Raw genomic sequence first — 12,039 nt, 5'->3', positions numbered from 1 at the left:
CGTGACGGGAAATTCATGGGCGGGTGCGCGCGCAGCACAACCCGTAGGAGCCAGCCTTGCTGGCGAACCAGGCGCCGCGGAGCATGGCACCGGCTGTGCCGGTGTTCGCCGGCACAGCCGGCTCCTACAGGGGGGCGCGTCGGGTGGCTGCAAAAAATCGCAGGCAAGAAAAAACCCACTAGCAAGCTAGTGGGTTTTTGTATGGTGCCCAGGAGAAGACTCGAACTTCCACGACCGTTAAGTCACTGATACCTGAAACCAGCGCGTCTACCAATTCCGCCACCTGGGCAAAGCTTTGAATCATCTGCTGAAGGCGATCATCGTTCGCTTTCACACAGTAGTAACAGATCCTTGGTCATCTATTACTTGAAAATCTTGGTGCCCAGGAGAAGACTCGAACTTCCACGACCGTTAAGTCACTGATACCTGAAACCAGCGCGTCTACCAATTCCGCCACCTGGGCACACATTCGAGATTACAAGATGCTTTACAGCGCCGTTCATCTCTACTACAACTTCGGGGTTGTCCGTCGTTGTGGTGCGCACTATACGGACGCTCCTGATGGCTGTAAAGCCCCCGAACGAAAAAAATTTCAAAAAATTCAACTTGTTGATTCCGTGGGCCTATTGCCGCGCGATGGACGTGCTGCCGGGGCTGTCCAAGGCTGACATTTCCGGTTTCAATACGCCTATGCCAGAATTCATATCTATATACCCCAAGGTGAACCCCTTCTGATGGCCGATTGGCAATCCCTCGATCCCGAGGCCGCTCGCGAAGCGGAAAAATACGACAACCCCATCCCCAGCCGTGAGCTGATCCTGCAGCGCCTCGCCGACCGTGGTGAACCGGCCGCGCGCGAACAGCTGGCCGAAGAGTTCGGTCTTTACGAAGAAGACCAGATCGAAGCCCTGCGCCGCCGCCTGCGTGCCATGGAGCGCGATGGCCAGCTTATCTATACCCGGCGCGGCACCTATGCCCCGGTAGACAAGCTCGACCTGATCTGCGGCCGTGTCTCCGGCCACCGCGACGGCTTCGGCTTTCTGATTCCCGACGACGGCAGCGAAGACCTGTTCCTCAGCCCGGCGCAGATGCGCCTGGTATTCGACGGCGACCGCGGCCTGGCCCGGGTTTCCGGCGTCGATCGCCGTGGCCGCCGCGAAGGCGTGCTGGTCGAAGTCATCTCCCGTGCCCACGAAAGCGTGGTCGGCCGTTACTTCGAAGAGGGCGGCATCGGCTATGTGACCCCGGACAATCCGAAGATCCAGCAGGAAGTGCTGGTGACTGCCGGTCGCAATGGCGGCGCCAAGATCGGCCAGTTCGTGTCGATCAAGATCACCCACTGGCCGACCCCACGCTTCCAGCCCCAGGGCGACGTGGTCGAGGTCATCGGCAACTACATGGCGCCGGGCATGGAGATCGACATCGCCCTGCGCAGCTATGACATCCCGCATGTCTGGCCGCAGGAGGTGATCAAGGAGGCGCGCAAGTTCCGCTCCGAAGTCGAGGAGAAGGATAAAGAGAAGCGCATCGACCTGCGCCACCTGCCCTTCGTCACCATCGACGGCGAGGACGCCCGCGACTTCGACGACGCGGTCTACTGCGAACCCCTGGGCAAGCTGCGCCTGTTCTCCGGTGGCTGGCGCCTGTACGTGGCGATCGCCGACGTGTCCAGCTACGTGCGCCTGGGCTCGGCCCTGGATGTCGAAGCTCAGCAGCGCGGCAACTCGGTGTACTTCCCCGAGCGCGTGGTACCGATGCTGCCGGAGGAGCTGTCCAACGGCCTGTGCTCGCTGAACCCGCACGTCGATCGCCTGGCCATGGTCTGCGAAATGACCATGAACAAGGCCGGCCAGATGGTCGACTACCAGTTCTACGAAGGGATCATCCACTCCCATGCCCGCCTGACCTACAACAAGGTCAGCAGCATGCTCGAGCATGCTCGCACCCGTGAGGGCAAGGCGCTGCGCGAGGAGTACAAGGAAGTCCTGCCGGACCTGAAGAACCTGTACAACCTGTACAAGGTGCTGGTCGATGCCCGTCACACCCGTGGCGCCATCGATTTCGAGACCCAGGAAACCCGCATCATCTTCGGCGAAGACCGCAAGATCGACGAAATTCGCCCGACTGTGCGCAACGACGCCCACAAGCTGATCGAGGAATGCATGCTGGCGGCCAACGTCGCCACCGCCGAGTTCCTGCAGAAGCACAACGTGCCTTCGCTGTACCGCGTGCACGACGGCCCGCCGCCTGAGCGCCTGGAAAAGCTGCGTGCCTTCCTCGGCGAGTTGGGGCTGACCCTGCACAAGGGCAAGGATCCATCGCCAAAGGACTACCAGCAACTGCTGGCGAGCATCGCCGGGCGCCCGGATTTCCACCTGATCCAGACCGTCATGCTGCGTTCGCTGAGCCAGGCGGTGTACAGCGTCGAGAACAATGGCCACTTCGGCCTGAACTACGAAGCCTACACCCACTTCACCTCGCCGATCCGTCGTTATCCGGACCTGCTGGTGCACCGCGCCATCCGCAGCGTGATCCGCTCGAAGGTCGACACCCCGCACGTCAAGCGCGCCGGTGCCATGAGCATCCCCAAGGCGCGTATCTACCCGTACGACGAGAACACCCTCGACCAGATGGGCGAGCAGTGCTCGATGACCGAGCGCCGTGCCGACGAGGCCACCCGCGACGTGGTCAACTGGCTCAAGTGCGAGTACATGCGCGACCGTGTGGGCGAAACCTTCCCGGGCGTGATCACTGCGGTGACCGGTTTTGGCCTGTTCATCGAACTGACCGACATCTATGTCGAAGGCCTGGTGCACGTCAGTGCCCTGCCGGGCGACTACTACCACTTCGACCCTGTGCACCACCGCCTGTCCGGCGAGCGCAGCGGGCGCAGTTTCCGCCTGGGCGACACGGTCGAGGTCAAGGTCATGCGCGTCGACCTCGAGCAGCGCAAGATCGACTTCGAGATGTCCGAAGCCGCCGTCAATGCGCCGGTCGGCCGCAAACCGCGCGCGGCATCCGGCGAGCCGGCAGCACAGGCCGCGCCCGCGACCGAAGCGAAGATCTCGCCCAAGCCGCGCAGCCGCAAGGGCGAAACCGCCGAGGCGTATTTCCCGAAAGACGCCGTTCAGCGTAATGCCGAGGTGCGCAAGAGCCGCGAGATGAAAAAGGCCTTGATGAGCGATGCCAAGCACAGTGCCCACGCTGGCGGCAAGGCGGAGAAGGGCGCCAAGGCTTCGGGCAAGACCAAGCATCGCAAGGGGCCGTCGAAGTCCGGCGCGCCACGTAAGGGCAAGAGCAAGTCATGAGTCAGCTGGAAAAGATCTACGGTGTGCATGCCGTGCAGGCACTGCTGCAGCACCACCCCAAGCGCGTGAAGCAGATCTGGCTGTCCGAAGGGCGCAGCGAGCCTCGCATCCAGGCTTTGCTGGCCCTGGCCGCGGAAAACCGCGTCCAGGTCGGCCAGGCCGAGCGCCGTGAGCTCGACGCCTGGGTCGAGGGCGTGCACCAGGGCGTGGTCGCCGAGGTGAGCCCGAGCCAGGTGTGGGGCGAATTGATGCTCGAGGAACTGCTCGAACGCACCGAAACCCCGCCGCTGATCCTGGTGCTCGATGGTGTCACCGACCCGCACAATCTCGGTGCTTGCCTGCGCACTGCCGATGCCGCCGGTGCCACCGCCGTGGTGATCCCCAAGGACAAGTCCGCGAGCCTGACCGCTGTGGTGCGCAAAGTGGCCTGCGGCGCCGCGGAAGTGATTCCGCTGGTGGCCGTGACCAACCTGTCCCGCACCCTGGAAAAGCTCCAGCAGCGTGGCCTTTGGGTGGTCGGCACTGCCGGCGAGGCCGAGCAGGAGATCTACCAGCAGGACCTGACCGGCCCGCTGGTGATGATCATGGGTGCCGAAGGCAAGGGCATGCGCCGCCTGACCCGCGAGCACTGTGATTTCTTGGTCAAGCTGCCGATGGCGGGCAGCGTCAGCAGCCTCAACGTCTCGGTGGCGACCGGGGTGTGCCTGTTCGAGGCTGTGCGCCAGCGCCAGAAAGTCTGAACGCCGGCGTCAACTCGTGTAGGAGCGGCTTTAGCCGCGATGCGGGCATCGCGGTGCCTGGCACCCGCTTTGCAGGTGATCGCGGCTTAAGCCGCTCCTACATGAACCCCCGACGCTTGATTGTTCAAATATTCACCAATCTCCTTGCTTGTCCCTCCGGCCTTCTCTACAATTGCGCCCCTTGCCGAGCTGGCAGGCGCGCATGTGCCTTCTCGCTTGGGCAAGACAGACAGTGTCATTCACTCCTTGTCTGACCAGGTTACTGGCAGACTACTAACCCGTAAGGAGCATTCATGCGTCATTACGAAATCATCTTCCTGGTTCACCCGGACCAGAGCGAGCAAGTCGGCGGCATGGTTGAGCGTTACACCAAGCTGATCGAAGAAGACGGTGGCAAGATCCACCGCCTGGAAGACTGGGGCCGTCGTCAACTGGCCTACGCAATCAACAATGTTCACAAGGCTCACTACGTGATGCTGAACGTTGAGTGCACCGGCAAGGCCCTGGCCGAGCTGGAAGACAACTTCCGCTACAACGATGCCGTGATCCGTAACCTGGTCATCCGTCGCGACGAAGCCGTTACCGGCCCGTCCGAGATGCTCAAGGCCGAAGAGAACCGCAGCGAGCGCCGTGAGCGTCGCGAACGTCCTGAGCATGCTGATGGCGCCGAAGGCGACGACAGCAATGACAGCGACAACAGCGATAACGCTGACGAGTAATCCACGGACCTTTTGAGGAGCCAATCACATGGCACGTTTCTTCCGTCGTCGTAAATTCTGCCGCTTCACTGCTGAAGACGTGAAAGAGATCGACTTCAAAGATCTCAACACCCTGAAAGCTTACGTATCCGAAACCGGCAAGATCGTTCCAAGCCGCATCACCGGTACCAAAGCTCGTTATCAGCGTCAGCTGGCCACCGCTATCAAGCGCGCCCGCTTCCTGGCCCTGCTGCCCTACACCGACAGCCACGGCCGCTGAGACCGGGTCGTCGACTTAAGTAGCAAGGGATAAGCATGCGAGCGTTGGCTAGTTTCATCATGCGCGGTCGTATGCAGGCCACCCTCGTGGTGGTCATCAGCGCGGTACTGCCGCTGCTGTTCTGGTTGAGTGCCGCCGCCGGGAGCCTGGTGTTCCTGCGGCGTGGGTTCAAGGACGCGTCATCGGTCATCGCCTGGGGCCTTTTGCCGGCGCTGGCCATGTGGTTCTTCGGCGAACCGAGCACCTTGCTGGTGCTGCTGGGGACGCTGGGGCTGGCCGCTTTGTTGCGTGCCGGGCATTCCTGGAACCGGGTGCTGCTGTCCAGCATCGTATTAGGCCTGGTTTACGGCCTGATCCTGGACGTGGCGCTGCGCGAGACTTTCGAAGTGCTGGCCAAGGCGCTTGAAAAAGCCCTGCCGCAGTTCGAAGGCAAGCCAGTGTTGCCTGGTGAGCTGATCGGCCCTTTGCTGGTCGCTTCCAGTGCGGTGATGCTGCAGTTGTTCAGCGTGGTGGCTTTGATGCTGGCGCGCTATTGGCAAGCCGAGTTGTACAACCCCGGCGGTTTCGGTCGCGAGTTCCGCGACGTGAGGCTGCCGCCAGTATCGATGCTGGCGCTGGTGTCGCTGATGGTGCTGGGCCCGTTCCTCGGGTCACAGTTCATCGTGCTGGCATCGGCATCAAGCCTGGTACTGCTGCTCGCTGCCCTCGCCCTGGTTCATGGGCTGGTGGCACAAGGGCGACTGGCCGGGTTCTGGCTGGTGGGGCTGTACGTGACGCTGCCGCTGCTCATGCAGCTGATTTATCCGTTGCTCGTGGTTTTGGCCATTGTCGACAGCCTGTTTGATTTTCGCGGTCGCAAGTCCCCTTCACAGGGTGACGACTCCGCGAACGGTGAAGGTTAAAAGTTAAGAGGTTTTACCAAATGGAACTGATCCTGCTGGAAAAAGTCGCCAACCTGGGTAACCTGGGCGACAAAGTAAATGTTAAGGCCGGTTACGGCCGTAACTTCCTGCTGCCGTTCGGCAAGGCCACCGTTGCCAACGCCGCCAACCTGGCTGCGTTCGAAGAGCGCCGTGCCGAGCTGGAAAAAGCCGCAGCAGACAAGAAAGCTTCGGCTGAAAGCCGCGCTGCCCAACTGGCCGAGCTGGAAGTGACCATCACTGCCACCGCTGGCGACGAAGGCAAGCTGTTCGGTTCGATCGGCACCCACGACATCGCTGACGCCCTGACCGCCTCCGGCGTTGAAGTGGCCAAGGCTGAAGTTCGTCTGCCGAACGGCACCATCCGTCAGGTTGGCGAATACGACGTAGCCGTGCACCTGCACAGCGACGTTGAAGCCACCGTACGCGTGGTTGTCGTAGCTGCCTAAGCTGCGCTGATCGGCTGGCCCCTTGCGGGCCGGGCGGTTAACATCGGGCACGGTCCTGTTCTGAACAGGCCGTGCCCTTTGTCTTTTTCATCTTCCAGAATTCTTTCGTGGCCATGAACGAGATCACCCATCCCGAACAGCTCGACCTGCAAACCGCTGCCCTGAAGGTGCCGCCGCATTCCATCGAGGCCGAACAGGCCGTGCTCGGTGGCCTGATGCTGGACAACAGTGCCTGGGAGCGGGTGCTGGACCAAGTGTCGGATGGCGATTTCTACCGGCATGACCACCGCCTGATCTTCCGCGCCATCCACAAGCTGGTGGATGCCAACCAGCCGTTCGACGTGGTGACCCTGCACGAGCAGTTGGACAAGGAGGGCGTGTCCACGCAAGTGGGTGGCCTGGCGTATCTGGCCGAGCTGGCCAAGAACACCCCGTCGGTGGCCAACATCAAGGCCTACGCCGCGATCATCCGCGAGCGGGCCACGCTGCGTCAGCTGATCAGCATCAGCACCGACATCGCCGACAACGCCTTCAACCCCCAGGGGCGCAATGCCGAAGAGATCCTCGACGACGCCGAGCGGCAGATCTTCCAGATCGCCGAGGCGCGGCCGAAGACCGGCGGCCCGGTGGGGGTCAACGAGCTGTTGACCATGGCCATCGACCGGATCGACACGCTGTTCAACTCCGACAGCGATATCACCGGGGTTTCCACTGGTTATACCGACCTCGACGAGAAGACCAGTGGCCTGCAGGCCGCCGACCTGATCATCGTCGCTGGCCGCCCCTCGATGGGCAAGACCACCTTCGCCATGAACCTGGTGGAAAACGCCGTGTTGCGCAGTGACAAGGTGGTGCTGGTGTTCTCCCTCGAGATGCCAGGTGAGTCGCTGATCATGCGTATGCTCTCGTCCCTCGGGCGCATCGACCAGACCAAGGTGCGTTCCGGCCAACTGGACGACGACGACTGGCCGCGGCTCACCTCGGCGGTCAACCTGCTCAATGACCGCAAGCTGTTCATCGACGACACCGCTGGCATCAGCCCTTCGGAAATGCGTGCGCGGACCCGCCGGCTGGCCCGTGAGCATGGCGAGATCGGCATGATCATGGTCGACTACTTGCAGCTGATGCAGATTCCGGGGTCCGCCGGCGACAACCGGACCAACGAGATTTCCGAGATCTCCCGCTCGCTCAAGGCGCTGGCCAAGGAGTTCAACTGCCCGGTGATCGCCCTGTCGCAGCTCAACCGCTCCCTGGAGCAGCGCCCCAACAAGCGCCCGGTCAACTCCGACCTGCGTGAATCGGGTGCGATCGAGCAGGACGCCGACGTGATCATGTTCGTGTATCGCGACGAGGTGTATCACCCCGAGACCGAGCACAAGGGCGTTGCGGAAATCATCATCGGTAAGCAGCGTAACGGCCCCATCGGCTTCGTGCGCCTGGCGTTCATCGGCAAGTACACCCGCTTCGAGAACCTTGCGCCGGGCATGTACAACTTCGACGACGACGAATAAAGGCTGTTCGGGAACTCTGTAGGAGCGGCCTTGTGCCGCGAAAGGGCCGCATAGCGGCCCCAGCATTTTTGCACCACCACTGAATTGCTGGGGCCGCTGCGCAGCCCTTTCGCGGCACAAGGCCGCTCCTACAGAGACTGCGCCCGTCGCGTTATTCGTCCGCTCCATGAATCCGACCACCACCGTCGGATTTGGTCAAAATTTGTGCTATATTCCGCGCCCGCGATTTTCCTGCACATTAGAACCGGTCACTGACATGCAAGCAGCCAAACCACTCTACGACTATCCCAAGTACTGGGCCGAATGCTTCGGGCCGGCACCGTTCCTGCCGATGAGCAGGGAGGAGATGGATCAGCTCGGCTGGGACTCCTGCGACATCATCATCGTGACCGGCGACGCCTACGTCGACCATGCCTCGTTCGGCATGGCGATCATCGGCCGTTTGCTGGAAGCCCAGGGCTTCCGCGTGGGCATCATCGCCCAGCCGAACTGGCAGTCGAAAGACGACTTCATGAAGCTCGGCGAGCCGAACCTGTTCTTCGGTGTCGCGGCCGGCAACATGGACTCGATGATCAACCGCTACACCGCGGACAAGAAGATCCGTTCCGACGACGCCTATACCCCCGGCGGCATGGCCGGCAAGCGCCCGGACCGCGCCAGCCTGGTGTACAGCCAGCGCTGCAAGGAAGCCTACAAGCACGTGCCGATCGTGCTGGGTGGCATCGAGGCCTCGCTGCGCCGTATCGCCCACTATGACTATTGGCAGGACAAGGTTCGCCACTCGATCCTGGTCGACGCCAGTGCCGACATCCTGCTGTACGGCAACGCCGAGCGTGCCATTGTCGAGGTCGCCCAGCGCCTGTCCCAAGGTGAAAGCATCGAGCAGATCACCGACGTGCGCGGCACCGCGTTCATTCGCCGCGACACGCCGCAGGGCTGGTTCGAAATCGACTCCACCCGCATCGACCGTCCGGGCCGGGTCGACAAGATCATCAACCCGTACGTGAACACCCAGGACACCCAGGCCTGTGCCATCGAGCAGGCCAAGGGCGACCAGGAAGACCCGAACGAAGCCAAAGTGGTGCAGATTCTCGACAGCCCGAGCGTTACCCGCGAGAAGTCGGTGATCCGCCTGCCGTCGTTCGAGAAAGTACGCAACGACCCGGTGCTCTACGCCCACGCCAACCGCGTGCTGCACCTGGAAACCAACCCGGGCAACGCCCGCGCCCTGGTGCAGAAGCATGGCGAAGTGGATGTGTGGTTCAACCCGCCACCCATCCCCATGACCACCGAAGAGATGGACTACGTGTTCGGCATGCCCTACGCGCGCGTCCCGCACCCGGCCTATGGCAAGGAGCGCATCCCGGCCTACGAGATGATTCGCTTCTCGGTGAACATCATGCGTGGCTGCTTCGGCGGCTGCACCTTCTGCTCGATCACCGAGCACGAAGGCCGGATCATCCAGAACCGCTCCCACGACTCGATCATCCGCGAGATCGAGGAGATGCGCGACAAGGTGCCGGGCTTCACCGGCGTGGTCTCCGACCTCGGCGGCCCGACCGCCAACATGTACCGCATCGCCTGCAAGAGCCACGACATCGAGAAGCACTGCCGCAAGCCGTCGTGCGTGTTCCCGGGCATCTGCGAAAACCTCAACACCGACCACAGCTCGTTGATCGAGCTGTACCGCAAGGCCCGCGCCTTGCCAGGTGTGAAGAAGATCCTGATCGCCTCGGGCCTGCGTTACGACCTGGCAGTGGAATCGCCTGAGTATGTGCGCGAACTGGTGACCCACCACGTCGGTGGCTACCTGAAGATTGCCCCGGAGCACACCGAGCGTGGCCCGCTGGACAAGATGATGAAGCCGGGCATCGGCACCTACGACCGCTTCAAGCGCATGTTCGAGAAGTTCTCGAAAGAGGCGGGCAAGGAGCAGTACCTGATCCCGTACTTCATCGCCGCCCACCCGGGCACCACCGACGAAGACATGATGAACCTGGCGCTGTGGCTCAAGGGCAACGGTTTCCGCGCCGACCAGGTGCAGGCGTTCTACCCCTCGCCGATGGCCTCGGCCACCGCGATGTACCATTCGGGCAAGAACCCGCTGCGCAAGGTCACCTACAAGAGCGAAGGGGTGGAGATCGTCAAGAGCGAGGAGCAGCGCAGGTTGCACAAGGCGTTCCTGCGCTACCACGACCCGAAGGGCTGGCCGATGCTGCGTGAAGCGCTGCAGCGCATGGGCCGTGCCGACCTGATCGGGCCGGGCAAGCACCAGCTGATCCCGCTGCACCAGCCGCAGACCGACAGCTACCAGAGTGCGCGGCGCAAGAACTCGACCCCGGCCGGCAGCCACAAGGTGGGCAAGGACCAGAAGATCCTCACCCAGCACACCGGCCTGCCACCGCGCGCCAGCGACGGCAGCAAGCCGTGGGACAAGCGCGAGAAGGCCAAGGCCGAGGCGTTCGCCCGCAACCAGCAGGCGGCCAAGGAGCGCAAGGAAGCGGCCAAGGGTGGTAAGGGCAAGAAGCCGCGCCAACCTGTCATTCCGCGTTGATTGATCTTTCTTGGGGCTGCTTTGCAGCCCTTTCGCGGCACAAGGCCGCTCCTACAGGCGAATGCGATCTTCTGTAGGAGCGGCCTTGTGCCGCGAAAGGACCGCAAAGCGGTCCCAGGATTTCAGCTTTCAATCAGGCTGCTTGTCGACCCACTTCGGCAATAGCGGCGACTCGAACCGATCCATCCCTTCCAGCAGCGCCTCCGGCTGCTGACCGAGCAACAGCATCGCCCGGTGCTGCGGCCGCACGAAACCTTCCTCGACAATATGGTCGAGGAACCCGCCCAGCTTTTCATAGAACCCGTTCACATCCAGCAGCCCCAGCGGCTTGGCGTGATAGCCCAGTTGGCCCCAGGTCCACACTTCGAACAGCTCTTCAAGCGTGCCCAGGCCGCCCGGCAGGGCGATGAAGGCATCGCTGAGCTCGGCCATGCGCGCCTTGCGCGCGTGCATGCCATCCACCACTTCCAGGCGGGTCAGGCCCTTGTGGCCGATCTCGGCGTTCATCAGGCTTTCGGGAATGATGCCGATGACCTCGCCACCGGCCGCCAGCGCGGCGTCGGCGACGGTGCCCATCAGCCCCACCGCGCCACCGCCATACACCAGCGTCAGGCCACGACGGGCGATGGCCTGGCCCAAGGCGACGGCGGCTTCGCGGTAGGCGGGGTTGGCGCCGATACTGGCGCCACAGAAGACACAAACGGAACGTACAGGCATTGCTTATCTCCCTTTACATGCGCGCACAGGGTAAGGCGCATGCCTGTCGCTTCCAAGGGGGATTACTCGGGGCGGGCGAACTCGCAGACCGCCGCGCCACTGGCACCGCTGGCATAGGCAGCCAGCAGGCTGCGCATCAGGCTGTTCAAGGTCATGGCAATTACTCCTAAATGAGAGGTTGTCCCATCGTCTAGTAAGAGGGCATGATGTGCACTTTGATTGGTTGTATACAATCCATTGAACAAATCTACTGCCTGGCCACTTGACACCCCTTGATCCACATCAGGGACGGGCGTTCCGGTTTCAGGCAGTCTCGCAATTGATAAACCCCTGCCAAGGAGATTCATGATGTTTGCGAAAGCTGTAGCGGTATCCCTGCTGACCCTCGCCAGCGCCTCTGTCTTCGCAGCCGAGTGTTCGGTGACTGTCGACTCGACCGACCAGATGTCGTTCAACACCAAGGAAATCACGGTCGACAAGAGCTGCAAGGAGTTCACCGTCAAACTGACCCACTCCGGCAACCTGCCGAAGAACGTCATGGGCCACAACCTGGTGATCAGCAAGACCGCCGACATGCAGGGCATCGCCACCGAAGGCATGTCCCAGGGCCTGGAAAAGGATTACATCAAGGCCGACAACGCCGCGATCATCGCCCACACCAAGATGATCGGCGCGCCTGAGAAAGAAACCGAAGTGAAATTCGATGCGACCAAGCTGGAGGCCGGTGGCGACTACAGCTTCTTCTGCACCTTCCCGGGCCACATCTCGATGATGAAGGGCAAGGTCGTCGTCAAGTAATGACGATTTGAAATCGGGGGAGGGCGTTGCCCTCCTTTCGTGGCAAAAGGCCGCTCCCACAGGG

10 protein-coding genes and 2 tRNA genes are annotated in these 12,039 nt (G+C 62.1%); 9 read left to right on the top strand and 3 right to left on the bottom strand.

Features of this window, described 5'->3' with window-relative positions; all coding sequences use genetic code 11:
• Positions 1-202 precede the first annotated feature (202 nt).
• Positions 203-289 (bottom strand) — tRNA-Leu (locus tag PSEEN_RS22815).
• 87 nt (positions 290-376) lie between these two features.
• Positions 377-463 (bottom strand) — tRNA-Leu (locus PSEEN_RS22810).
• Between the two features lie 271 nt (positions 464-734).
• On the opposite strand from PSEEN_RS22810, the gene rnr reads away from it, so the two are divergent.
• From rnr to PSEEN_RS22770, 8 genes are all read left to right on the top strand, one after another.
• On the top strand, positions 735-3,308 hold the full coding sequence (gene rnr, locus PSEEN_RS22805) for a ribonuclease R (RefSeq protein ID WP_011535939.1): 2,574 nt from the start codon (positions 735-737) through the stop codon (positions 3,306-3,308).
• Positions 3,305-4,048 carry a 23S rRNA (guanosine(2251)-2'-O)-methyltransferase RlmB gene (gene rlmB / locus PSEEN_RS22800; RefSeq protein ID WP_011535938.1) on the top strand — a complete coding sequence of 248 codons (744 nt, stop codon included), beginning with the start codon at positions 3,305-3,307 and terminating at the stop codon, positions 4,046-4,048. The genes rnr and rlmB overlap by 4 nt, the downstream gene beginning before the upstream one ends.
• 293 nt (positions 4,049-4,341) lie before the next feature.
• On the top strand, positions 4,342-4,767 hold the full coding sequence (gene rpsF, locus PSEEN_RS22795; RefSeq protein ID WP_011535936.1) for a 30S ribosomal protein S6: 426 nt from the start codon (positions 4,342-4,344) through the stop codon (positions 4,765-4,767).
• A gap of 28 nt (positions 4,768-4,795) precedes the next feature.
• Positions 4,796-5,026: a 30S ribosomal protein S18 gene (gene rpsR, locus PSEEN_RS22790; protein ID WP_003249563.1), complete on the top strand. Its 231-nt coding sequence runs from the start codon at positions 4,796-4,798 to the stop codon at positions 5,024-5,026.
• A 35-nt stretch (positions 5,027-5,061) separates the two neighbouring features.
• Positions 5,062-5,928: a hypothetical protein gene (locus PSEEN_RS22785; RefSeq protein WP_011535935.1), complete on the top strand. Its 867-nt coding sequence runs from the start codon at positions 5,062-5,064 to the stop codon at positions 5,926-5,928.
• A gap of 20 nt (positions 5,929-5,948) precedes the next feature.
• The gene (gene rplI, locus PSEEN_RS22780; RefSeq protein WP_011535934.1) at positions 5,949-6,395 is read left to right on the top strand and encodes a 50S ribosomal protein L9; all 447 of its coding nucleotides are present in this window, start codon (positions 5,949-5,951) and stop codon (positions 6,393-6,395) included.
• A gap of 113 nt (positions 6,396-6,508) precedes the next feature.
• Positions 6,509-7,906: a replicative DNA helicase gene (dnaB, locus tag PSEEN_RS22775; RefSeq protein ID WP_011535933.1), complete on the top strand. Its 1,398-nt coding sequence runs from the start codon at positions 6,509-6,511 to the stop codon at positions 7,904-7,906.
• Positions 7,907-8,162: 256 nt separating this feature from the next.
• Entirely contained in the window at positions 8,163-10,460 is a 2,298-nt protein-coding gene (locus PSEEN_RS22770) for a YgiQ family radical SAM protein (RefSeq protein WP_011535932.1), read from the top strand.
• A gap of 129 nt (positions 10,461-10,589) precedes the next feature.
• Here the strand turns inward: PSEEN_RS22770 and PSEEN_RS22765 are convergent, their stop codons facing one another.
• Entirely contained in the window at positions 10,590-11,177 is a 588-nt protein-coding gene (locus PSEEN_RS22765; RefSeq protein WP_011535931.1) for an LOG family protein, read from the bottom strand.
• A 348-nt stretch (positions 11,178-11,525) separates the two neighbouring features.
• Here PSEEN_RS22765 and azu point away from each other — a divergent pair, with 348 nt between their 5' ends.
• Positions 11,526-11,975 carry an azurin gene (gene azu, locus PSEEN_RS22760; RefSeq protein ID WP_011535930.1) on the top strand — a complete coding sequence of 150 codons (450 nt, stop codon included), beginning with the start codon at positions 11,526-11,528 and terminating at the stop codon, positions 11,973-11,975.
• The last annotated feature ends 64 nt before the right edge of the window (positions 11,976-12,039 follow it).

The sequence above is a fragment of the Pseudomonas entomophila L48 genome, assembly GCF_000026105.1.
GTDB classification, from domain to species: domain Bacteria; phylum Pseudomonadota; class Gammaproteobacteria; order Pseudomonadales; family Pseudomonadaceae; genus Aquipseudomonas; species Aquipseudomonas entomophila.
Note: the sequence above shows the minus strand (reverse complement) of the source record. Positions and strands in the feature narration are given on the sequence as shown.